22 protein-coding genes and 1 riboswitch are annotated in these 22771 nt (G+C 44.7%); of the genes, 20 read left to right on the forward strand and 2 right to left on the reverse strand.

The features are described from left to right. Positions 1 to 282: 282 nt before the first annotated feature. From NKR21_RS03415 to ablB, 16 genes are all read left to right on the forward strand, one after another. Positions 283 to 1083 carry a hypothetical protein gene (locus tag NKR21_RS03415; RefSeq protein WP_144456753.1) on the forward strand — a complete coding sequence of 267 codons (801 nt, stop codon included), beginning with the start codon at positions 283 to 285 and terminating at the stop codon, positions 1081 to 1083. Positions 1084 to 1289: 206 nt separating this feature from the next. Next, complete coding sequence (locus NKR21_RS03420; protein ID WP_024424505.1) at positions 1290 to 1844, forward strand: DUF2179 domain-containing protein; 555 nt, start codon at positions 1290 to 1292, stop codon at positions 1842 to 1844. Continuing rightward, positions 1841 to 2041, forward strand: coding sequence for an NETI motif-containing protein (locus NKR21_RS03425; protein WP_012009137.1), 201 nt, complete (start codon positions 1841 to 1843; stop codon positions 2039 to 2041). The genes NKR21_RS03420 and NKR21_RS03425 overlap by 4 nt, the downstream gene beginning before the upstream one ends. 79 nt (positions 2042 to 2120) lie before the next feature. Then, a riboswitch (purine riboswitch) is annotated at positions 2121 to 2222 on the forward strand. A gap of 169 nt (positions 2223 to 2391) precedes the next feature. Next, on the forward strand, positions 2392 to 2880 hold the full coding sequence (gene purE / locus NKR21_RS03430; protein WP_050945777.1) for a 5-(carboxyamino)imidazole ribonucleotide mutase: 489 nt from the start codon (positions 2392 to 2394) through the stop codon (positions 2878 to 2880). After that, positions 2873 to 4015, forward strand: a complete 1143-nt coding sequence (gene purK / locus NKR21_RS03435) for a 5-(carboxyamino)imidazole ribonucleotide synthase (protein WP_144456750.1) — start codon at positions 2873 to 2875, stop codon at positions 4013 to 4015. The genes purE and purK overlap by 8 nt, the downstream gene beginning before the upstream one ends. Beyond that, complete coding sequence (purB, locus tag NKR21_RS03440) at positions 4012 to 5307, forward strand: adenylosuccinate lyase (protein WP_012009140.1); 1296 nt, start codon at positions 4012 to 4014, stop codon at positions 5305 to 5307. The genes purK and purB overlap by 4 nt, the downstream gene beginning before the upstream one ends. A gap of 72 nt (positions 5308 to 5379) precedes the next feature. After that, positions 5380 to 6102, forward strand: a complete 723-nt coding sequence (purC, locus tag NKR21_RS03445; RefSeq protein ID WP_144456748.1) for a phosphoribosylaminoimidazolesuccinocarboxamide synthase — start codon at positions 5380 to 5382, stop codon at positions 6100 to 6102. Then, on the forward strand, positions 6095 to 6349 hold the full coding sequence (gene purS, locus NKR21_RS03450) for a phosphoribosylformylglycinamidine synthase subunit PurS (protein ID WP_003214349.1): 255 nt from the start codon (positions 6095 to 6097) through the stop codon (positions 6347 to 6349). Before purC ends, purS begins: the two co-directional genes overlap by 8 nt. Next, positions 6346 to 7029 (forward strand): phosphoribosylformylglycinamidine synthase subunit PurQ, encoded by a 684-nt coding sequence (gene purQ, locus NKR21_RS03455; protein WP_144456746.1) that lies wholly within the window; start codon positions 6346 to 6348, stop codon positions 7027 to 7029. The genes purS and purQ overlap by 4 nt, the downstream gene beginning before the upstream one ends. Further along, positions 7013 to 9244 (forward strand): phosphoribosylformylglycinamidine synthase subunit PurL, encoded by a 2232-nt coding sequence (gene purL, locus NKR21_RS03460; RefSeq protein WP_144456743.1) that lies wholly within the window; start codon positions 7013 to 7015, stop codon positions 9242 to 9244. Before purQ ends, purL begins: the two co-directional genes overlap by 17 nt. Continuing rightward, on the forward strand, positions 9220 to 10650 hold the full coding sequence (gene purF, locus NKR21_RS03465) for an amidophosphoribosyltransferase (RefSeq protein WP_012009144.1): 1431 nt from the start codon (positions 9220 to 9222) through the stop codon (positions 10648 to 10650). The genes purL and purF overlap by 25 nt, the downstream gene beginning before the upstream one ends. 95 nt (positions 10651 to 10745) lie before the next feature. Beyond that, complete coding sequence (gene purM, locus NKR21_RS03470) at positions 10746 to 11786, forward strand: phosphoribosylformylglycinamidine cyclo-ligase (protein WP_012009145.1); 1041 nt, start codon at positions 10746 to 10748, stop codon at positions 11784 to 11786. Continuing rightward, positions 11783 to 12352, forward strand: a complete 570-nt coding sequence (gene purN / locus NKR21_RS03475) for a phosphoribosylglycinamide formyltransferase (protein WP_144456741.1) — start codon at positions 11783 to 11785, stop codon at positions 12350 to 12352. The genes purM and purN overlap by 4 nt, the downstream gene beginning before the upstream one ends. Positions 12353 to 12367: 15 nt before the next feature. Further along, the gene (gene purH, locus NKR21_RS03480; protein WP_144456739.1) at positions 12368 to 13906 is read left to right on the forward strand and encodes a bifunctional phosphoribosylaminoimidazolecarboxamide formyltransferase/IMP cyclohydrolase; all 1539 of its coding nucleotides are present in this window, start codon (positions 12368 to 12370) and stop codon (positions 13904 to 13906) included. A 12-nt stretch (positions 13907 to 13918) separates the two neighbouring features. Beyond that, positions 13919 to 15193: a phosphoribosylamine--glycine ligase gene (gene purD, locus NKR21_RS03485; protein ID WP_144456737.1), complete on the forward strand. Its 1275-nt coding sequence runs from the start codon at positions 13919 to 13921 to the stop codon at positions 15191 to 15193. Between the two features lie 335 nt (positions 15194 to 15528). Continuing rightward, positions 15529 to 16374: a putative beta-lysine N-acetyltransferase gene (gene ablB, locus NKR21_RS03490; RefSeq protein WP_012009151.1), complete on the forward strand. Its 846-nt coding sequence runs from the start codon at positions 15529 to 15531 to the stop codon at positions 16372 to 16374. Here ablB and NKR21_RS03495 read toward each other — a convergent pair. Beyond that, entirely contained in the window at positions 16369 to 18027 is a 1659-nt protein-coding gene (locus NKR21_RS03495; protein ID WP_144456735.1) for a PucR family transcriptional regulator, read from the reverse strand. The two genes, ablB and NKR21_RS03495, sit on opposite strands and share 6 nt — an antisense overlap. A gap of 190 nt (positions 18028 to 18217) precedes the next feature. On the opposite strand from NKR21_RS03495, the gene NKR21_RS03500 reads away from it, so the two are divergent. From NKR21_RS03500 to NKR21_RS03515, 4 genes are read left to right on the forward strand one after another with little or no spacing between them, the layout of a single operon-like run. Beyond that, entirely contained in the window at positions 18218 to 19582 is a 1365-nt protein-coding gene (locus NKR21_RS03500) for an aspartate aminotransferase family protein (RefSeq protein ID WP_144456733.1), read from the forward strand. A 12-nt stretch (positions 19583 to 19594) separates the two neighbouring features. Next, positions 19595 to 20281, forward strand: a complete 687-nt coding sequence (locus NKR21_RS03505) for a CoA transferase subunit A (RefSeq protein ID WP_012009154.1) — start codon at positions 19595 to 19597, stop codon at positions 20279 to 20281. Continuing rightward, positions 20257 to 20922 (forward strand): 3-oxoacid CoA-transferase subunit B, encoded by a 666-nt coding sequence (locus NKR21_RS03510; protein WP_012009155.1) that lies wholly within the window; start codon positions 20257 to 20259, stop codon positions 20920 to 20922. The genes NKR21_RS03505 and NKR21_RS03510 overlap by 25 nt, the downstream gene beginning before the upstream one ends. A gap of 14 nt (positions 20923 to 20936) precedes the next feature. Beyond that, positions 20937 to 22202 (forward strand): peptidase, encoded by a 1266-nt coding sequence (locus tag NKR21_RS03515; RefSeq protein WP_144456731.1) that lies wholly within the window; start codon positions 20937 to 20939, stop codon positions 22200 to 22202. Between the two features lie 233 nt (positions 22203 to 22435). Here the strand turns inward: NKR21_RS03515 and NKR21_RS03520 are convergent, their stop codons facing one another. Further along, complete coding sequence (locus NKR21_RS03520) at positions 22436 to 22657, reverse strand: YgaP family membrane protein (protein WP_144456729.1); 222 nt, start codon at positions 22655 to 22657, stop codon at positions 22436 to 22438. Positions 22658 to 22771 lie beyond the last annotated feature (114 nt).

The raw sequence follows: 22771 nt of genomic DNA on the forward strand, positions 1-22771 counted from the left end.
CGCGGAGCGAATTTGACATTCATGAGCACCAGCGCGCAGGACTGACAAAGAATGCGAGGGCTTGTCTACACGCTGAAACAGCAGCTCATTGAAGCTGCTGTTTTTTTGTTTTGCCTTATTTTCTTGCCAATTTAAAACCTCTGCTACCCTTTATCCGTCTATTCGTATGAACGTCAAGGAATCTTGACGGAACAGAGAGACTCCGCTACTTTAAGAGGAGTCATCCGGATAGGTCATTCGTATGAACCTGTCAGGATTGTGCTGGATAGGAGTTGATATGAGATGTTAGAAAAAGATGAAGAGCAAAGTACATCAGACTTAAAAAATGAAGAGCCATCAATAGATCAAGAAACGAGGCAATCCCGCCTTAGCAGAAGCGCCGCAAAACGTGGAAGAACGTCGAAAGCAAAAGCGGCATCGGATGATGAGCGTTCTACCATTCAACGTATGCTGCAAGGTGTAGGAGGCGCATTTCAGCGCTATAGCTCATTTGGACTTGCGATGTTAAAATCACCGAGTAGAGCAATCAATCAAGCGGAAACATTACGGATGAAGTATGCTTGGATCTCGATTGTGTTATTCAGCGTGTTTTTTGCTTTAGGCAACTATGTTCAATTAAAGGCGTCAAAGACTCGTTTATTAGGCTTTGGCATTCATTACTCTTTTGGTGATGCCTTTTTGAGGGTAGCGATCTTTACACTCATTCTGCTCACACTGATGATGCTTACCGTCTGGTTACTCGGAAAGTACATGCTAAAAGGAAACATATCACTGAAAGAAGTGATCATGAAGTTTGGTGCCGCACTTGTACCGGTTTTGGTTTTATCGATCCTTTGGCTTGTATTTGCCATGCTGAATATTCCATATGTGACGGTCATTTTATCTGTGATGATGTTCTTTGGTCTCCAGTTGATTGCGGTCGTATTGTTTCGCTCGATTCAATCGGATCATAAAACGGCACGTGGTGATTTAATGTATACCGGCTGGGTCTTTTTATTGGTGGAGCTTGTCATCATTGCACTGCTCTGGGGCATTGTCGGAGAGTATTTGATTCCTTCACTTGTGCCCGTTCGATTTGGATAATATATACACTGAAAACCTCCTTTTTCATAAAAGGAGGTTTTCATGTTGAGAAGAGGTAAAAACGGGTAAACTCTTGGTAATAAAGACCACCGTTCTTGTCGAAAGATATATGTGTTTTTCTCGCGCAAATTTGATTGTGTCAAGGTATGTTCTCTAGTAGAATATGGGGTGCTTTATTTGATTTTTTAGTGCAGGGGGTTCGAATCGTGCTTCAACAACTTTTATCCAATGCGTTCACCATGGTTTTGATCATTTTAGTGATTAATATTGTCTATGTCTCTTTTTCCACAATGCGTTTGATTTTAACAATGAAAGGCAGACGGTACGCAGCAGCTTTTGCTGGTACGATTGAGATGCTGATTTATGTGATTGGATTAAGTATCGTACTTGATAACTTAGATCAAATCCAAAATGTTATTGCGTATGCGCTAGGTTATGGGATGGGGATCATTGTCGGGATGAAAATTGAAGAGAAGCTGGCACTTGGCTACACAACTGTTAACGTGATCACAAAAGAATTAGATGTCGATCTCCCAAGACAATTGAGAGAAAAAGGATATGGTGTCACCAGCTGGGTAGCAGGCGGTCTTGAAGGAGACCGGACAGCATTGCAAATTTTAACACCGAGAAAATATGAACTGCAATTATATGAAACGATTAAAACGCTGGATTCAAAGGCATTTATCATTTCATATGAGCCCAAATCGATTCACGGCGGCTTCTGGGTGAAGGCTGTGAAGAAAAGGAGAATTAAAGAATGACCGCAAAACCAAAGAAGAAGAAATTCTATGTGGAAGACAACATGACGATCGATCAAGTGTTGTCCCAGATGGCAGCGGAAGGCTACTCGCCTGTCCGACGAATGGAGGAGCCCATTTTTCAGGAAAAGAAGGAAAATGGGTCGATTCAGATCATTCCGATTGGGAAAAAAATCGTATTTGAAGGAAAAATAGTCTAAATCCGAACATTAAAACGACGACTTCATAGATTGTTCGATAAATCCGTTGACATCATGAACATCCGTTGTTAAGATAAACATGAAATCAAAACACGAACCTCATATAATCTTGGGAATATGGCCCATAAGTTTCTACCCAGTTACCGTAAATGACTGGACTATGCAGGATAGTGAACAAAACTGACATGGCAATTCAAAAGCGAACAGCGCTTACCATGGCCCGGTTTGTGTTGCTTCCTAACAATGCAATGCAAATCGGGCCTTTTTGTTCGGCGTTTGACAAGCTACTTAGGTTTGGGAAGCGTGTCAAACGATACAAAATCGAATATCAGCTTAAAGGTGGGGACAAAATGAAGCCGCTTGTAGGTGTCATCATGGGAAGTACATCTGATTGGGAAACAATGAAAAATGCGTGCGATATCTTAGAGGAATTAGACATTCCGTATGAAAAACAGGTCGTATCCGCACACCGGACACCTGACTTGATGTTTGAATATGCGACAGAAGCAAGAGGTAAAGGACTAAAAGTCATCATTGCCGGTGCTGGAGGCGCAGCACATTTACCGGGGATGGTCGCAGCAAAAACGACACTGCCGGTCATTGGTGTGCCCGTACAATCAAAAGCACTAAATGGACTTGATTCCTTATTATCCATCGTTCAAATGCCAGGCGGTGTACCCGTTGCGACAGTAGCGATTGGTAAAGCCGGTGCAACAAATGCAGGTCTTCTAGCCGCACAAATGATTTCAGCATTTGATGAAACAATCGCTGCTCGTCTTGAGGAAAGAAGAGAGCAAACAAAACAGACTGTACTAGAAAGCAGTGATCAGCTTGGCTAAGCAGACCATTTTTCCAAACGCAACCATCGGTATTATCGGCGGAGGCCAGCTTGGTAGATACATGGCCGTCAGCGCAAAGCAAATGGGGTACCGGGCAGCTGTCTTAGACCCGGTCACACAATCTCCTTGTGGACAGGTTGCTGATACAGAAATCACAGCGGCATATAGTGACCTGGATGGAATCAGGCAGCTCGCAGAAATCAGCGATGTCGTGACCTATGAATTTGAAAATATTGATTACGATGCACTCAATCAATTGAAGGAAGAAGCCAATTTACCGCAAGGAAGTGAACTTCTTCTTTTAACTCAAAATCGAGAAACAGAGAAAAAAGGGATTGTAGACGCAGGCTGTGAAGTAGCGCCCTATCGCATCGTTCATGATGTAAAAGAGCTTGAAGACGCAGTAACCGTGCTTGGTTTGCCAGCCGTTCTGAAAACATGCAGAGGTGGCTACGACGGAAAAGGGCAGTATGTGATCAAGGAAAAAGGACAGCATCAGGAAGCAGCTGCACTGCTCACACATGGAACTTGTATTTTAGAAAGCTGGGTTCCATTTCAAATGGAGCTTTCGGTGATCGTCATTCGTTCTATTCATGGGGAGATCGCGGTATTCCCAGTCGCTGAGAACATTCATAAGCACAACATTTTGTTCCAGAGCATTGTGCCTGCAAGAGTAGATGAAAGCATTCAGGAGAAGGCAAAAGCACTGGCAACGACACTGGCTGAGAAGCTGGGGCTAGTGGGTACACTTGCTGTAGAACTGTTCCTGACTAACGAAGGAGAGCTGCTCGTCAATGAACTGGCGCCTCGCCCGCATAATTCTGGTCATTATACGCTCGATTTATGTGAGACGAGTCAGTTTGAACAGCACGTTCGCGCAATATGCGGTTTACCGCTTGGCGGCACAGCCCTTTTATCAGAGGGCATGATGGTGAACTTATTAGGCGATGAAGTAGACATCCCAATAGAGCATCCCGAGCTTCTCAAAGAAGCAAAGCTTTATCTATATGGAAAGCATGAAGTAAAAGAAGGCCGCAAAATGGGGCATATGACCTTTATGAAACAGCTCGATGATGAATGGATGACAAACATCACAAAGATATGGACTGAAAGAGATGGAGGAAACGGGAAATGATCGAACGTTACGCACGACCAGAAATGTCAGCAATCTGGACAGAGGAAAACAAATTTAATGCATGGCTTGAAGTAGAAATTCTCGCTTGTGAAGCTTGGGCAGAGCTTGGTGTCATTCCGAAAGAAGACGTTGTGACTATGCGTAAGAATGCAAGCTTTGATATTGATCGTATTCTAGAGATTGAACAAGACACGCGCCATGACGTGGTTGCCTTTACGCGTGCTGTATCTGAATCTCTAGGAGAAGAAAGAAAGTGGGTTCATTACGGGTTAACCTCTACAGACGTGGTGGATACGGCGCTTTCATATCTATTAAAACAGGCGAACGATATCTTGCTCAAGGACATTGAGAGATTTGTTGACATCCTAAAAGAAAAAGCGAAAGAGCATAAATACACGGTCATGATGGGCCGTACACATGGTGTACACGCTGAACCGACTACATTTGGTCTGAAGCTTGGTCTTTGGTACGAAGAAATGAAGCGTAACCTAGAACGTTTTAAACAAGCAAAAGCTGGCATCGAATTTGGCAAAATTTCTGGGGCTGTTGGCACATATGCGAACATCGATCCGTTTGTTGAGCAATATGTATGTGAGAAGCTTGGCATCAAAGCTGCACCAATCTCCACCCAAACCTTGCAGCGTGATCGTCATGCAGACTACATGGCAACTCTTGCACTCGTCGCAACAAGCATTGAGAAATTTGCTGTTGAAATTCGTGGTCTTCAAAAGAGTGAAACACGTGAAGTAGAAGAGTTCTTTGCAAAAGGACAAAAAGGATCATCAGCAATGCCGCATAAACGGAACCCAATCGGCTCTGAAAATATGACGGGAATTGCCCGTGTGATCCGTGGATATATGCTGACAGCTTATGAAAATGTACCACTTTGGCATGAGCGTGATATTTCTCATTCGTCTGCTGAACGCATCATTTTACCAGATGCAACGATTGCACTGAACTACATGCTAAACCGTTTCTCAAACATTGTGAAAAACTTGACGGTCTTCCCTGAGAACATGAAACGCAACATGGACCGCACACTTGGCTTGATTTACTCACAGCGTGTTCTTCTTGCATTAATCGATACTGGCATGGCACGTGAAGAGGCATATGATACGGTTCAGCCAAAAGCAATGGAAGCGTGGGAGAAGCAAGTGCCATTCCGTTCATTAGTAGAGGCGGAGGAAAAAATCACATCACGCTTAACACCTGAACAAATCGCTGACTGCTTCGATTACAATTATCACTTGAAAAATGTCGATATGATTTTCGAACGTCTAGGTCTTGCGTAAGAAAAGGGCCACCTGCTCGTCAGGTGCCCAATCCTGAAAATTGCCAACATTCAAATTAGGAGGCCAACCTGAATGACTGTGAAACAAGAACTTCTCTACGAAGGCAAAGCGAAAAAAATCTATCAGACCGATGACGAGCATATTTTATATGTCGAATATAAAGACTCAGCGACAGCATTTAACGGCGAAAAGAAAGCTGAAATCGAAGGCAAAGGCAGACTGAATAACGAAATTTCAAGCTTAATCTTTCAAATGCTGCATGAGAAAGGGATCAACAATCACTTTGTGAAACGCCTTTCTGAAACAAAGCAGCTCATTCAAAAGGTGCAGATTGTACCGCTTGAAGTGGTTGTGCGAAATGTGGTAGCAGGCAGTATGTCAAAGCGCCTAGGCATTCCAGAGGGAACAAAACTGGATACACCATTGATCGAGTTTTACTACAAAGATGATGCACTTGGCGATCCGCTCATTACAGAAGATCATATTCGCATTTTAGATGCAGCGACGCCAGAGCAGGTCGAGGAAATGAAACAGATCACAAGACAAGTAAATGAAGAGTTAAAGCAAATCTTCTCAGACTGCCATGTGAATTTAATTGATTTCAAGCTTGAATTCGGAATAGATCACGAGAATCGTATTTTGCTAGCTGATGAGATTTCACCTGATACGTGTAGGCTTTGGGACAAAGAGACAAACGAAAAGCTTGATAAAGACGTGTTCAGACGAAACCTGGGCGGCTTAACAAATGCATACGAAGAAATTTTCAAAAGACTTGGAGGCCATAAACATGTATAAAGTGAAAATTTTTGTCAGCTTAAAAGAGAGCGTTCTTGATCCACAAGGAAGTGCCGTGCAGCACGCCTTGCACAGCATGTCTTATCAGGAAGTAAAGGATGTCCGTATCGGGAAATACATGGAGCTTGTCATTGAAAAATCAGATCGTGATTTAGACACAGTCGTCAAAGAAATGTGTGAAAAATTACTGGCCAACACGGTGATTGAAGATTACCGCTATGAGGTGGAGGAGGTTGTCGCACAGTGAAGTTTGCAGTGATCGTCTTGCCTGGCTCTAACTGTGATATCGATATGTACCATGCGATTCAAGATGAGTTAGGTGAACAAGTTGAATATGTATGGCACGACGAAACGAGTCTAGACGGATTTGACGGTGTACTCGTACCAGGCGGTTTCTCTTATGGGGATTACTTAAGATGCGGTGCGATTGCTCGCTTTTCAAACATCATGCCGGCGGTGAAAAAAGCAGCTGCGGAAGGAAAACCTGTTCTTGGTGTTTGTAACGGGTTCCAAATTCTTCAGGAGCTTGGCATTCTTCCAGGTGCAATGAGACGAAATAAAGACTTAAAATTTATCTGTCGTCCAGTTGAACTCATTGTAGAGAACAACGAAACGCAATTTACAAGCGGCTATCAAAAAGGCGAATCCATTTCGGTTCCTGTAGCGCACGGTGAAGGCAACTTCTACTGTGATGAAGACACTTTAGCAAAGCTTATTGAAAATAACCAAATCGCTTTCACTTACGGAGACGATATTAACGGTAGTGTCAATCGAATTGCAGGTATTACGAATGAAGAGGGCAATGTACTCGGCATGATGCCGCACCCTGAGCGCGCGGTGGATTCATTACTATGCAGCGCAGACGGACTTAAATTGTTTCAATCTATCGTGAAAAATTGGAGGGACACTCATGTCACTACTGCTTGAACCAAGTCACAAGCAAATTAAAGAAGAGAAATTGTATCAGCAAATGGGATTGAGTGATGAAGAATTCGCTTTAATCGAATCTATTATTGGCAGGCTGCCAAACTACACAGAGACAGGTATTTTTTCTGTCATGTGGTCAGAGCATTGCAGTTATAAAAACTCAAAGCCTGTTTTAAGCAAATTCCCGACAAAAGGAGAGCATGTTCTTCAAGGTCCTGGGGAAGGCGCTGGAATCGTTGATATTGGAGACAACCAAGCGGTTGTATTTAAAATCGAATCACATAACCATCCATCTGCGATTGAACCGTATCAAGGAGCAGCTACTGGTGTCGGCGGAATTATCCGTGATGTATTCTCCATGGGTGCGCGTCCAATTGCTGTACTAAACTCTCTTCGTTTTGGTGAACTGACTTCACCGCGCGTGAAGTACTTGTTTGAAGAAGTAGTGGCAGGGATCGCAGGCTATGGAAATTGTATCGGAATTCCTACAGTCGGCGGAGAAGTTCATTTTGATCAAAGCTATGAAGGCAATCCGCTCGTGAATGCGATGTGTGTTGGATTAATCAACCATGAGGACATCAAAAAAGGGCAGGCAAAAGGTGTCGGCAACACGGTCATGTACGTTGGTGCTAAAACGGGACGTGACGGTATCCACGGTGCAACATTCGCATCTGAAGAATTTTCTGATGAATCAGAAGAAAAACGTTCAGCAGTTCAAGTCGGCGATCCATTCATGGAAAAACTTTTGCTTGAAGCGTGCCTTGAAGTCATCAAAAACGATGCGCTCGTTGGGATTCAAGATATGGGAGCGGCTGGCTTAACAAGCTCAAGTGCGGAAATGGCGAGTAAAGCAGGTTCAGGTATTGAGATGAATCTAGACCTCATTCCGCAGCGTGAAACAGGTATGTCTGCATACGAAATGATGCTATCTGAATCACAAGAGAGAATGCTTCTAGTCATTGAAAAAGGCCGTGAGCAAGAAATCATTGATATTTTCGAAAAATACGATCTTGAAGCAGTATCAGTCGGTCATGTAACAGACGATAAAATGCTTCGTTTACTTCATCAAGGTGAAGTGGTATGTGAGCTTCCTGTTGACGCTCTTGCAGAAGAAGCACCGGTTTATCACAAGCCGTCAAGTGAGCCTGCATACTATCGTGAGTTTTTAGAAACGAAAGTGGAAGCTCCAGCGATTACAGATGCTGCACAGACATTAAAGCAGCTCCTTCAGCAGCCAACGATTGCGAGTAAAGAATGGGTCTATGATCAGTATGACTACATGGTTCGGACAAATACCGTCGTTGCACCGGGCTCTGATGCGGGCGTTTTAAGAATCCGTGGAACGAAAAAAGCCCTAGCGATGACAACAGATTGTAACGCACGTTATCTTTACCTTGATCCAGAGGTCGGCGGGAAAATCGCCGTCGCAGAAGCAGCACGTAACATTGTCTGCTCAGGCGCTCGTCCACTTGCAGTAACAGATAACCTAAACTTCGGTAACCCTGAGAAACCAGAAATTTTCTGGCAAATTGAAAAGTCTGCTGACGGGATTAGCGAAGCATGCCGCACGCTAAGCACACCAGTTATCGGTGGAAACGTCTCTTTATATAACGAATCAAATGGAACAGCGATTTACCCAACACCAGTCATTGGAATGGTTGGTTTGGTTGAAGATACTGCTCATATTACGACGCAATCGTTCCAGCAAGCTGGCGATGTGATTTTCGTCATTGGTGAGACGAAGGAAGAATTTGCAGGCAGTGAGCTTCAAAAGATGACAGAAGGCCGTATTTATGGAAAAGCACCAGAAATTGATTTGGACGTAGAGCTGGCGCGTCAAGAAGCTCTGCTCGCCGCAATTCAAAACGGTCTCGTTCAATCAGCACACGATGTGTCTGAAGGCGGACTTGGTGTAGCACTTGCTGAAAGTACATTTGGAACTGACGGGCTTGGCGCAGATATCCAAATCGATTTAGACAGCGAAGCTTCATTATTCAGTGAGACACAGTCACGTTTTGTTGTCACAGTGAAACCGGAGCACCGCGAAGCGTTTGCTGCGACTGTCAAAGATGCGAAAGAAGTCGGTACGGTGACAAATGATGGTGTGTTTACTGTCAAAAATCAAGAAGGACAACAATGGATTCATGCAGCGGTCAACGAACTTGAACGTGCATGGAAAGGAGCGATCCCATGCTTGCTGAAATCAGAGGCTTAAATGAAGAGTGTGGTGTCTTTGGGGTTTGGGGACACGAAGAAGCCCCACAAATCACATATTACGGATTGCATAGCCTTCAGCACCGAGGACAAGAAGGTGCGGGCATCATTGCAACAGATGGTGAGAACCTGACGTCACACAAAGGCCTTGGACTGATTACGGAAGTCTTTCAAAACGGTGAGCTAAAGGATTTGAAAGGAAAAGGTGCGATTGGACACGTTCGGTATGCGACAGCAGGCGGAGGCGGCTTTGAAAATGTGCAGCCCCTCTTCTTCCGTTCGCAAAACAATGGCAGCCTTGCCCTTGCTCATAATGGAAACTTAGTGAATGCAACACAGTTAAAGCAGCAGCTAGAAAACCAAGGGAGTATTTTTCAGACCTCTTCTGATACCGAAGTGCTGGCTCATTTAATTAAGCGCAGCGGGCATATGGAATTAAAAGAACAGATCAAAAATGCACTGTCTATGCTTAAGGGAGCCTATGCTTTCTTAATCATGACGGAGACAGAAATGATCGTGGCGCTTGATCCGAACGGCTTACGTCCGCTTTCACTTGGTATGCTTGGGGATGCTTATGTTGTCGCTTCTGAAACATGTGCATTTGATGTTGTCGGTGCCACATATTTACGTGATGTGGAGCCTGGCGAAATGCTGATCATTAATGATGAAGGCCTCAAATCTGAGCGCTTCTCGATGAACATTAACCGCAGCATGTGCAGCATGGAATACATTTATTTCTCAAGACCTGACAGTAATATTAACGGTATCAATGTGCATAGTGCGAGAAAGAGTCTTGGCAAAAAACTTGCTGAGGAAGCGCATGTCGAAGCAGATGTTGTGACAGGTGTACCAGATTCCAGTATATCTGCAGCGATTGGATATGCCGAAGCAACAGGTATTCCGTATGAGCTTGGTTTGATTAAAAACCGTTATGTCGGGCGGACGTTTATTCAGCCGTCTCAAGCATTGCGTGAGCAGGGCGTACGGATGAAGCTGTCTGCTGTACGCGGTGTAGTCGAAGGAAAGCGTGTTGTGATGGTGGATGATTCCATCGTACGCGGTACAACAAGCCGCAGAATTGTCACGATGCTCAGAGAAGCGGGTGCGACGGAAGTTCATGTACGCATTAGTTCACCGCCAATCGCACATCCATGTTTTTATGGGATTGATACATCCACACACGAAGAGCTGATTGCTTCTTCTCATTCAGTGGAAGAGATTAGACAGGAAATCGGTGCAGACTCCATTGCATTTTTATCTGTAGACGGTTTAATGGACGGGATTGGCAGGAAGTATGATGATCCGCAGCGCGGTCAGTGTTTAGCATGCTTTACTGGAAAATACCCAACTGAAATATATGAAGATACGGTTCTTCCGCATGTGAAGGAAACGGTCTTGACGAAATAATCGATTAAAGGAGCAGCAGTCAAGATGAGTTGATATGCTGCTCTTTCATTCTGCCGAAAATACATGGAAATCAGCAGCTAAAAGGAGTGAATGGGATGTCAGAAGCATATAAAAACGCCGGTGTCGACATCGAAGCAGGGTACGAAGCCGTCAAACGAATGAAAACACACGTTGAACGTACAAAACGAGCAGGAGTTATGGGTGCTCTAGGTGGATTTGGCGGTATGTTCGATCTATCTGAGCTGCCATACAAAAAGCCCGTTCTTGTTTCAGGAACAGATGGTGTCGGAACGAAATTAAAGCTTGCCTTTTTAATGGATAAACACGATACGATCGGCGTCGATGCCGTGGCTATGTGTGTCAACGATGTGCTTGCACAAGGGGCAGAACCGCTCTTTTTCTTAGATTACTTAGCCGTTGGAAAAGCAGATCCGGTAAAAATTGAATCCATTGTTAAAGGTGTGGCTGACGGATGTGAGCAGTCTGGTTCAGCACTTGTCGGTGGTGAGACAGCCGAAATGCCAGGTCTTTACACAGAAGAAGAATATGATATTGCTGGTTTTTCAGTAGGTGTCGTTGAAAAAGACGAAATCGTGACAGGAAACAGCATCAAAGAGGGGCATTTGCTGATTGGACTCAGCTCAAGCGGAATTCATAGCAATGGATATTCTCTCGTTCGTAAAGTTTTGCTGGAAGACGCTGGTCTTGATTTGCATCAAACGTATGAACCTTTTAAAAGACCGCTCGGTGAAGAGCTTCTTGAACCAACAAAAATTTATGTGAAGCCTGTTCTCAAACAAGTAAAAGCCGGCAAAGTGGACGGCATGGCACATGTGACAGGTGGCGGTTTTATTGAGAATTTACCACGTATGCTGCCTGAAGGTCTTGGCGTTGAGATTGATAACGGCTCATGGCCAGTACCACCCATTTTCTCCTTTATTCAAGAAAAAGGTCAGTTAAAGGCAGAAGAGATGTTCAACGTGTTTAATATGGGTATTGGCTTTGTCCTAGCTGTAAAAGAGGACGATCTTGTGGATGTGATTAGAGAGCTTGAACAAGATGGAGAGAAAGCATTTCTCATCGGACGTGTTCAAAAAGGAGAAGGTGTCACATTCGGCGGTGGAAGCCTCTCATGAAGAAGTTTGCGATCTTCGCCTCTGGAAGCGGGACGAACTTTCAAGCCATTATAGATACGTTAAAAGAAGAAGGATGGCAGGCTGAAGCCGCCATTGTGATTTGTGATAAACCGGGTGCAAAGGTGCTGAAGCGTGCTGAGAAAGAGGGCATTCCCTCCTTTGCTTTTACCCCGAAAGCTTTTCCGAATAAAGCCGCTTTTGAACAAACCATCATCGAACAACTGAGGCTTCATGAAGTAGAGTGGGTTTTCCTTGCTGGGTACATGAGACTGATCGGCCCGACATTACTTGAAGCATACAAAGGGAAAATCGTGAATATCCACCCATCCTTGCTGCCAGCTTTCCCAGGTCTTGATGCCATCGGACAAGCCTATCAAGCAGGCGTCAAAGTGGCAGGCATCACTGTCCACTTTGTTGATGAAGGGATGGATACAGGCCCGATTATTGACCAAGCCGCGATCTATATTGACCAAGGCGAAGAGCTTGAATCGATTGAAAAAAGAATGCATGAACTAGAACATACACTATATCCAAAAGTGATCAAATCACTTTTAGAATTATCTTAATGAGGTGACGAAGGCATGACGATCAAACGCGCATTAATCAGTGTTTCCGATAAAACGAATCTTGTACCTTTTGTGAAAGAATTAACAGAACTTGGCGTTGAAGTTATTTCAACTGGAGGTACACATAAGCTTCTTCAAGAGAATGGCATTGATGTCATTGGGATTTCTGAAGTCACTGGATTCCCTGAAATCATGGACGGACGACTCAAAACGCTTCACCCGAACATTCATGGTGGATTATTGGCAGTGAGAGAAAACGATGAGCATATGGCACAGATTGAAAAGCATGGCATTCAGCCGATTGATCTTGTTGTCGTGAATCTCTATCCTTTCAAAGAGACGATCTCAAAAGACGATGTAACGTATGAAGAAGCGATTGAAAACATTGATATTGGCGGACCAGGAATGCTTCGTGCGGCATCAAAAAACCACCAAGACGTCACAGTCATTGTCGATCCTCGTGATTATGATTCAGTCGTTCAACAAATCAAAGAAGGCGGCGTGTCGCTTAAGAAAAAACGTGAGCTTGCGGCGAAGGTATTCCGTCATACAGCTGCTTACGATGCCCTCATTGCAGATTATTTAACGAACTTTGTTGGCGAAACAGAGCCAGAGCAGTTCACTGTCACGTTTGAGAAAAAACAATCCCTTCGTTATGGAGAAAACCCGCACCAAGCGGCAACTTTCTATGAAAATGCTCTACCAAGCAAAGGCTCTTTAGCTACTGCAACGCAATTACACGGAAAAGAACTTTCCTATAACAACATCAAAGATGCAGATGCAGCTCTTCAAATCGTACGTGAATTTACGGAGCCAGCGGCTGTCGCTGTGAAGCATATGAATCCATGCGGTGTTGGTACAGGAGAAACGATTGCAGAAGCATTTGACCGTGCATTCAAAGCAGATGAAACTTCTATTTTTGGAGGCATTGTGGCGCTTAACCGTGAAGTAGACAAGCAAACGGCTGAGGTGCTGCATACGATTTTCTTAGAAATTGTCATCGCTCCATCGTTTAGCCAAGAAGCACTTGACGTGTTAACAGCGAAAAAGAACCTACGTCTATTAACATTAGATGTAGAAGCGGATCTTGGGAAAAAAGAAAAGCAGCTCACAAGTGTTCATGGCGGACTACTCGTGCAGGACATTGATACGTATGGCTTAGAGGAAGCAACAATTTCTATTCCAACGAAAAGAGAACCTACAGAAGACGAATGGAAAGACTTGAAGCTTGCATGGAAAGTCGTTAAGCATGTGAAATCAAATGCCATTGTCCTCGCGAAAGATCAAATGACAGCAGGGATTGGCGCTGGTCAAATGAACCGCGTGGGCTCAGCAAACATTGCGATTGAGCAAGCAGGTGAAAAAGCGAAAGGAAGCGCACTAGGCTCTGATGCGTTCTTCCCGATGGGCGATACAGTGGAAGCTGCTGCAAAGGCAGGCGTCACAGCGATCATCCAGCCAGGTGGTTCCATTCGTGATGAAGAATCAATCCAAAAAGCAGATGAATACGGCATCGCCATGGTCTTCACTGGCGTTAGACATTTCAAACATTAAGGGGATGACAGTGTGAACGTATTAATTATCGGCAGAGGCGGAAGAGAGCATACCATCGCATGGAAAGTGAACCAAAGTGAACTTGTCAGCCAAGTATTTGTCGCACCCGGCAATGATGGAATGACAGATGCTGCGAAGCTTGTCCCAATTGACGAAGGGGATCATGAGGCATTAATTCGTTTTGCAAAAGACAATAAAATCGGCTTAACGATTGTCGGTCCAGAGGTTCCTTTAATTGCAGGTGTCGTCGATGCATTTGAAGAGGCGGGTCTAAAGGTATTTGGACCAAATGCAAAAGCCGCGGTCATTGAAGGCTCAAAGGAATTTGCAAAAGACTTAATGAAAAACTACGATATCCCGACCGCCGCTTATGCCACTTTTACATCGTTTGAAGAAGCGAAGGCATATGTGGAAGAAAAGGGTGCGCCGATTGTCATTAAAGCAGATGGTCTCGCAGCAGGAAAAGGCGTGACCGTTGCGATGACACTTGATGAGGCGATCAACTGTTTGCACGACTTTTTAGAGGATGAAAAGTTTGGCGATGCAAGTGCTTCTGTCGTCATCGAGGAATTTTTAACAGGCGAAGAATTTTCACTGATGGCCTTTGTTAATGGAGATAAGGTGTACCCAATGGTGATCGCGCAAGATCACAAACGAGCATTTGAAGATGACAAAGGACCGAATACCGGCGGAATGGGCGCTTATTCACCAGTTCCACAAATTTCAGATGAAGTTGTCCAAAAAGCGGTGGAAGATGTTGTGAAACCGGCGGCTCGCGCAATGGTGCAGGAAGAGCGTCAGTTTACAGGCATTTTATATGCAGGCTTAATGCTGACGCCAGAAGGCTCAAAAGTCATCGAGTTCAACGCACGCTTTGGCGACCCTGAAACGCAGGTGGTTCTCCCTCGTCTTGAATCAGATCTAGTCCAAGTCTTCCTCGACATTCTGGACGGAAAAGATGTGGACTTGCAGTGGAAAGACACTGCCGCTGTCAGTGTTGTTCTTGCTTCAGAAGGATACCCTGAGGACTACGCAAAAGGCACGCCGATCGGTGCTTTGCAAACAACGGTGTCTGATGTCGTGACCTTCCACGCAGGAACAAAAAAAGAAAACGACCAATTCGTCACAAATGGCGGACGTGTAGCAAATGTGACGGCGTTTGACGACACATTTGAAGCGGCAAGAACAAGAGTGTATGAAGCGGTTGAAGAAATCATTCAACCAGGTCTATTTTACCGCCGTGACATTGGCGCCCGTGCGCTGAAAGCTGCGGGGAAATCCGTTTAATCAAAACACCTTTCTATCTGATGAGATGGAAAGGTGTTTTTTGTTCTTTTGATGATTAGAAGGGATAAAGCCCGAATATGGAGAAGTGTTATAGGATTACCCATTCAGAAGGAGACAACATGGAAATTAAGGCTATTATAATCTTTGCTATATTCATGCACATTTTATTTCTCATAAACATAAATAGCATCATGCTGTTTGCAATGAAGCGCAATAAAATGAAAAAAGCTTCAACCATTTGTTATATGATTATTTCAATTTTTTCTGGCATCGCTATTTCGTCATTTCTAATTTGGACATTCTTTATCAACTAATTATGAGAGAGGAATGAGTGTATGGTGCAATTGAAAAAACTTGCAAACGAGCGTTTTTCTGCCCTCATCTGTATTGATTCATTTAATGAGCGAATCCGTTTAGATGATTATAGCGGCAGGGTGCGGGATGTGATTCAATCTGTTCTTCAGGAAGCCTCAGACTGTAAGGCTTCTAAGGTCATTGTGAAAGTAAGGCGTGAGCATGTGCCGCTTTTTTTAGAAAAAGGCTTTCGGCTTGAAGGGGTGTTTTCTCATTATTTCCTTGGAAGTGACGCTTACGGTATGTCGCTTTTTCTCACTGAGGATCGAATGAACAGTTCGTATTGGTTGGAGGAGGATGAGATCGTCGCATCCATTCAAGCAAAAGAAATCAAAGAAGACCAAGGCACATGGCAGGATGAGTATGTGATGAGGAAAGCGGATCCGAAAGATATTCACAAGCTGGCAAAGCTCTATGATACGGTCTTTGAAACGTACCCTACGCCAATGAACGAGTCAGATTATATTGAAAAGGTAATGGAGGAAGGGACAATTTTTTATGTTGTTGAACATGACGGACACATTGTAAGTGCAGCATCTGCTGAAATCAATGCGCCGTATGGTCATGCAGAATTAACAGATTGTGCGACCCTTCCTTCATATAGAAAACTAGGATTCATGCATCATTTAATTCTAGCACTTGAAAAAGAACTCCAGTCGATGCATATCTTTGTCTTTTATTCACTTGCCCGTGCACTGTCCTATGGAATGAATCAAGTATTTTATCAGCTTGGTTATACGTATACTGGGCGCTTCCAAAACAACTGCTATATTTTCGACAAAATTGAAGATATGAATCTATGGGTCAAAACGCCGAATGAATCATGAAATGGTTCTCATCTGATCAAGCAAACCAGAAAGGCGGTACGCCATGATACTGAGCTGCAGCTTCATTCGATCATCTGTTGATTTGAGGCTGCAGCCTGTTCTCGTTTCAATTTGTTTCAGCCGGTAGCTTAACGTATGTCTGTGAATAAACAATTCTCCCGCAGATTTTTGAATATTTTCATTGTGTGCCAAATACACTTCGAGTGTATGGATCAGGTCAGCTCCTTGTTTTTTCGTATAAAGCAAAGGGCTTAACAGTTCCACGTAAAAATCATGCAAATTCATACCTGCTTCATTCATTTCAAGGAGCATGCCATATAAGCCGAGCTTTTGATAATGAATGATGCTTTCGTCTGTTTTCAAAAGCGGAAGAAGCCTTGCTGCATACTGCGCTTCCTTCGCACTTTTTGCGAAGAGACTGATCTGGTCATAGGCTCTTCCGATACCAATGACAATCGGATGCACGGGGAAAAAATAAGACCAAGTGATCCGGCACTCCTCTGCTGCGCGATACCACTCCGCTTCTTGAAACGCTTTTTTTCCTGCTGGTGTAAGGACAAAAATGGAATCGAGTCTCGTCTTTAGTAAAAAGGGAATATGTCTGCGTTCAAAGATCGAGGTGAGTAATTGCGATAGACGCTGCATCATTTGGTGATCGAGCTGTGTGTGCTGATGCTGGAATTGAAAGTAGATCACCACCTGTTCATCGCTCATATCATATTGCAGTTTTGTTGCTTGTTCGACCACGTAGCTTTCTTCTGTATATTGCTGCTGTAACATATCATCTAACAAATGTCCCTGCATTTGGTTTTCTGTATCTTGAATGGCTTTTTGCTTCAACCATTCAATCGCATACACGGCCCCGGCATGCTCGATGGCAATCGCGTCGAGTTGATGCCACGTATCCTTTTTCTTTAAAGACACAATAAACCCAAAAATATCACCCATCGCAATCACCGGGCATGCGGCGAGGACGAACGATCCGCACGTGTCATAGACGAGCCGCCCTTTCTCCTCTGCCTGCTTGAGAAGAGGCATGGTTTCAATGGGTTCACGATCTGTCAGAAAGCCAAAAGCAGGAGAGTACGTCACTTCATCTTTTATGAGATGAGCCGCTGTTTGATGTAAAAAGACATCAAGAACGACAATGTTCGCTGCAGTGAGATGTGCCAGTTCCTCTGTAATTTGCGTCACATTTTTATTCCTTACATTTAATTGGGTCAGTCTTTGATGAATTGCGGATGAATATTTTAGCTGATGAAGCTGACTACTCACGATTTGTTCTAAGACGGCTTTTGTAATATCTGAGAAATTGATGTGCGGCGGAATCTCGATGAGCGGAATGCCGCTATTTTTCGCCGCTTGAATGAGTGACGGTGGAATGTCGCTTAAGTACACACCTTTATAAATAGCGATGGCTGACAGCCTTTGAGATTGAATCAATTCCTCAATCCGCTCGCATCTTTCTTGATTGTCAGAAAGTCCGAATCCGGTTGTGACGAGCAATTCTCCTTCGGAAAGTCTTGACGTGTCTTCGATGATTTCCACGATGGTCACCCACTCAATGAGTCGATCCAGTCCATTTTCTCCAGCGAGCAGCTTTGTTCCCTTCATGATATCGAGCGAAAGTGCATCTTTGACGAGAATCGCCATAGACTCATGACCTCCTTTTGAACTCTCTTATACACAATGTATAAAAAATGAGTCTGAAATTCGGGCATGTGGCGAATGGAGGATGACTGCCCTCTTGATTAAGCTAATCTTATAACAAGTATACAAAATTTTCTTGCGATTCATGAAAAAGAAAGAGGCAGCTGCTGACGAGAGAGGGAGGAATGGCAAAGTGGAGACCCGGGATTACTTAATCAAACCGATGTTGAATCAGCATTATCCTGTGGCTGTGAAAGGAGAGGGAATTTATTTATATGATCGGGACGGAAAAAAATATATAGATGGCTCATCGGGGGCTGTCACGGCAAGTATTGGACATGGCATACGTGAAATCATTGATGCCATGACCGAGCAAGCGGAAAAAGTGAGCTTTACGTACAGATCACAATTCACAAATGAACCAGCAGAAGATCTTGCTTATGAATTGAGCAAGCTTTGTCCAGGTAACCTGAACTGGTCTTTTTTTGTCGGAAGTGGATCAGAGGCAACGGAAACAGCCATGAAAATTGCTATTCAGCATTGGCAGGAGCAGGGAAAGGCGGAGAAGAATCACATTATTTCTCGATGGATGAGTTATCACGGCATCACCCTCGGTGCGCTGTCGATGTCCGGACATATTACAAGGAGAGAGCGCTTTGAACCATTGCTCGAAAAGAATCCGGTGCTGTCTCCGCCATATAGCTATCGTTCATGGCTGCCGAAGGAAGAGGGCAAGCAGGTTGAATGGTATGTCCAGGAATTTAAAACGGTCATTCAGCGTATAGGAAAAGAGAGGATCGCCGCTTTTATTGCAGAGCCGATTGTCGGGGCATCGGGAGCGGCGCTAGTACCGCCAGACGGATATTTTGAAGCAATGAAGCGTATCTGTGAGGAAAACGATATTTTAATGATTGCAGACGAAGTCATGACAGGCTTTGGACGAACTGGGAAAATGTTTGCGATGGAGCATTGGGGCGTCGTACCAGATATTATGGTTCTCGGCAAAGGGATGAGTGCTGGCTATTCACCGATTGCGGCAGCCGTCTCAGCGGATCATGTCATCGCGCCAATTCTGAGCGGTTCCGGCTCAGTGATGGCAGGTCATACCTATAGTGGCAATCCGCTTTCAGCCGCAGTCTCACTGGCTGTCATTCGTTATATGAAAAAACATCAGCTTCCTGAACGAGCGGATCTGTCTGGTCGCTATTTAATGAATGCCTTAAAGGAAGTGCAAACAAACCATTTCATCATAGGAGATGTGAGAGGAAAGGGACTGCTCATTGGCATTGAGTTTGTCGCAGACCGCCTTTCGAAAACACCATTTCCTGCTCATGCTCAAATGACGCATTTAGTCGTTGAGACAGCGAAGCAAAATGGCTTGCTCGTATACCCAGCAAGTGCCGGTGAGGATGGAGTGGGAGGTGCAGCGATCATGATTGCACCGCCGCTTTCCATCACGCAGCAGGAGATGGATGAACTCATTCAATTATTTGAGCAGACCATCACGCAGGTCGAACAAGAAGTCATCAACCGAGGGTTTTTCCCATCTGCGATGTAGGGAGGAAAGATGATGAACAAAACAGTAAATGTAGATGAAGTGATCACGCATTTTAGGAATGACATGACCATCATGTTTGGCGGGTTTGGCGGCGTAGGATCGCCGCCATCATTGATCGATGCCATTCTAGAAGCCAATATTAAAGATCTGACATTAATCGGAAACGATGCAGGTTTTCCGCAAATAGGTGTTGGACGACTGATCACAGAAGGAAGAGTCAAGAAGATCATTGCTTCTCATATTGGCTCAAATCCAATAGCCGGACAGAAAATGCAGGCAGGTACACTAGACGTTCATTTTTACCCGCAGGGCATTCTTGCAGAAAAAATACGAGCAGGCGGGATGGGTTTGGCAGGCATTGTGACAGATGTCGGCATGGATAGCCTCAATCTCGATAAGAAGCAGCTCGTGCCGCTAAACGGAAAGACATATATCCTTGAGCCTGCGCTAACAGCGGATATGGCCATTGTGAATGCCCTCAAAGCAGATGAAGCAGGAAATCTAATATTTGATAAAAGTGCTCGGAATACAAACCCGATTGTGGCGATGGCAGGAGACTGGACCATTGCGGAAGTGGAAGAGATTGTGCCAGTGGGTCATCTTCATCCAGAGGAAATCGTGACACCAGGCGTATTTGTGAACCAGATCGTGCAATCAAAAGGAGTGAACTGGACATGGGCATGGGAGACATCGATTTAAGACACCGCATAGCCAAACGTGCGGCGCAGGAAATTGAAGATGGCATGATCGTCAATCTTGGGATTGGTATCCCGACACTTGCAGCGGAATACATTCCAGCGCATTACAACGTATGGCTTCATGCTGAAAACGGCATTATGGGGGCAGGCGCCTCACCAGTACAAGGAGAAGAAGATCCAAATTTGTGCAACGCCGGCGGCTATCCTATTACATTAACAAAAGGCGGCTCATACATGGACAGCACGACTGCTTTTGGCATTATTCGAAAAGGCATGCTGGATATGACCATTTTAGGTGCACTTGAAGTAAGCAGTCAGGGCGATCTTGCGAATTGGATTGTGCCAGGTAAACGAGTACCCGGGATGGGCGGAGCGATTGAGCTTGCACAAAAGGCGAAAAAGGTTGTGGTGGTGATGAGCCACCTCGATAAACACGGACAATCAAAGGTGAAATCTGCCTGCACATTGCCCTTAACGGCGAAGTCTTGTGTAGATTTGATTATTACGGATATGGCCGTCATTGAGGTCAAATCACAGCTGCTCATTTTACGTGAAGTCATGCCACCGTTTCAGCCGGAGGATGTCATAAGGGCGACAGAGGCACCCTTAATTTTAGCGCCTGATGTTAAATCTGTTGTGTAGAAAGGATGACTGACTTGCAGCCAATTACACGTATCAGAAGCTGGATGAGAGAGCACCAAGATGAAGCGATTGCGCTTCTTCAGCAAATGGTGCAATGTGAAAGCACCCAAGGGAACGAACAAAAGGTGCAACAAATTGTAGCAAATAAGCTGTCCGCCATTGGTTTTGATGTAGATGTATGGGAGATTGGCGGAGAAGACCTGCTCGAACACCCATATTTCTATTCCCCGAGGCGTTCTTTTAAAGGAAGTCCCAATGTCGCCGGGCGATTGAAGGGGAAAGGGGACGGCAAATCTATTTTATTAAACGGGCACGTCGATGTTGTGCCAGCAGGAGATACGAAACAATGGACATATCCGCCTTACAGCGGGCATATCATAGACGGGAGACTTTATGGACGCGGGGCAACAGATATGAAAGGCGGAAATGTTTCTTTACTCTTTGCACTAGAGGCGCTGCATGCGCTTCAGATTCCGCTGAAAGGAGATGTCGTATTTCATAGTGTCGTCGAAGAAGAGAGCGGCGGCGCCGGTACTCTTGCAGCCATACTGAGAGGATATACAGCAGATGCGGCGATCATTCCAGAACCAAGTCATATGAAAATCTTTCCGATTCAGCAGGGATCTAAGTGGTTCAGACTGCATATGAAAGGAAGGGCAGCTCATGGCGGAACAAGATATCATGGCGTTTCCGCTATTGAAAAGAGTACGATCGTTCTTTCGCATGTAGCGGCACTTGAAGCAGAACGAAATCAACGCATCACCGAACCATTATTTCAGCATATCCCCATTCCAATCCCCATCAACATAGGGAAAATTCAAGGCGGTGATTGGCCGTCCTCTGTAGCAGATCTAGTCACAATGGAGGGCAGACTTGGTGTGATGCCAGGGGAGACGGTTGAGCAGGCAGAGAAGGAATTAGAAAATTGGATGACGGGACTTGGGGAAAAGGATGAATGGTTCAAAGAGCATCCTGTCGAGGTCGAATGGTTTGGTGCAAGATGGCTTCCAGGCTCAATCGATACGGACCATCCACTATTAGATCTATTGAAGGAACAATATGAAGCGGTCAAGAAGGAGCCCCCAAAGATCGAAGCGGCTCCTTGGGGAACAGACGGAGGACTACTGTCACAGGCGGCAGGTATCCCGATCATCGTATTCGGACCTGGAACAACAGAGCTTGCCCATTTTCCGAATGAATCCATCGACATTGAGCATGTCATTGAAGCCGCAGAGATTATCGCAGGTACGATGGTGGAATGGTGTGAAGCAGCGGAGTGATATAAAAACGATCACAAAAAAGAAGGCTGTTCACTCAGCCTTCTCTCAGCGTGTAGACAAACCCTCGCATTCGTTGTCAGGTCTGCGCTTCGGTGCTCACGAATGTCAAATTCGCTCCGCTCCGGTGCTCGTCCTTCCTAGACTTCAAAGGTTTTCTATCACGCTGAAAAGAAGACAAAGTGCTAAAATCAAGATCATTTTAGCACTTTGTCAACAATTTGAAAGAAGGCTGTTCAATCAGCCTTCTCTTTATGTGTGTCCTGCTGTTCACACATATACGTTACTGGACAAAAACGAAGAATGCCTGATCCAAGCTTCATCCCGCCGAACATCATGCCCAAAAGCAGCATTTTGCTCCATGGTTTTCTAGCATATAAAGAACCAGCCACAGTACATATTGTCATTCCACAGGCAATTCGAATGAGCGCTTCCATTAAGCCGAGATTAGGTTTCATTGAAGGTAAATCTCCTTTTTTAAATATTTTAAGTGTGATTTCAAGAAATTGTAACGTTTCATTAATGCGTAACGTGGTTTGTTATGTTACGATAGGGCTAATACAAATGAAGGA

It is taken from the genome of Bacillus sp. 1735sda2, from assembly GCF_024159245.1.
GTDB lineage: Bacteria > Bacillota > Bacilli > Bacillales > Bacillaceae > Bacillus > Bacillus pumilus_O.

Excerpts from the sequence above, each read along its gene's own strand:
- NKR21_RS03415 (WP_144456753.1), top strand. The coding sequence starts at position 283 with ATGTTAGAAAAAGATGAAGAGCAAAGTACATCAGACTTAAAAAATGAA.
- NKR21_RS03425 (WP_012009137.1), top strand. The coding sequence starts at position 1,841 with ATGACCGCAAAACCAAAGAAGAAGAAATTCTATGTGGAAGACAACATG.
- purE (WP_050945777.1), top strand. The coding sequence starts at position 2,392 with ATGAAGCCGCTTGTAGGTGTCATCATGGGAAGTACATCTGATTGGGAA.
- purB (WP_012009140.1), top strand. The coding sequence starts at position 4,012 with ATGATCGAACGTTACGCACGACCAGAAATGTCAGCAATCTGGACAGAG.
- purC (WP_144456748.1), top strand. The coding sequence starts at position 5,380 with ATGACTGTGAAACAAGAACTTCTCTACGAAGGCAAAGCGAAAAAAATC.
- purS (WP_003214349.1), top strand. The coding sequence starts at position 6,095 with ATGTATAAAGTGAAAATTTTTGTCAGCTTAAAAGAGAGCGTTCTTGAT.
- purL (WP_144456743.1), top strand. The coding sequence starts at position 7,013 with ATGTCACTACTGCTTGAACCAAGTCACAAGCAAATTAAAGAAGAGAAA.
- purF (WP_012009144.1), top strand. The coding sequence starts at position 9,220 with ATGCTTGCTGAAATCAGAGGCTTAAATGAAGAGTGTGGTGTCTTTGGG.
- purM (WP_012009145.1), top strand. The coding sequence starts at position 10,746 with ATGTCAGAAGCATATAAAAACGCCGGTGTCGACATCGAAGCAGGGTAC.
- purN (WP_144456741.1), top strand. The coding sequence starts at position 11,783 with ATGAAGAAGTTTGCGATCTTCGCCTCTGGAAGCGGGACGAACTTTCAA.
- purH (WP_144456739.1), top strand. The coding sequence starts at position 12,368 with ATGACGATCAAACGCGCATTAATCAGTGTTTCCGATAAAACGAATCTT.
- ablB (WP_012009151.1), top strand. The coding sequence starts at position 15,529 with ATGGTGCAATTGAAAAAACTTGCAAACGAGCGTTTTTCTGCCCTCATC.
- NKR21_RS03495 (WP_144456735.1), bottom strand. The coding sequence starts at position 18,027 with ATGGCGATTCTCGTCAAAGATGCACTTTCGCTCGATATCATGAAGGGA.
- NKR21_RS03505 (WP_012009154.1), top strand. The coding sequence starts at position 19,595 with ATGAACAAAACAGTAAATGTAGATGAAGTGATCACGCATTTTAGGAAT.
- NKR21_RS03510 (WP_012009155.1), top strand. The coding sequence starts at position 20,257 with ATGGGCATGGGAGACATCGATTTAAGACACCGCATAGCCAAACGTGCG.
- NKR21_RS03520 (WP_144456729.1), bottom strand. The coding sequence starts at position 22,657 with ATGAAACCTAATCTCGGCTTAATGGAAGCGCTCATTCGAATTGCCTGT.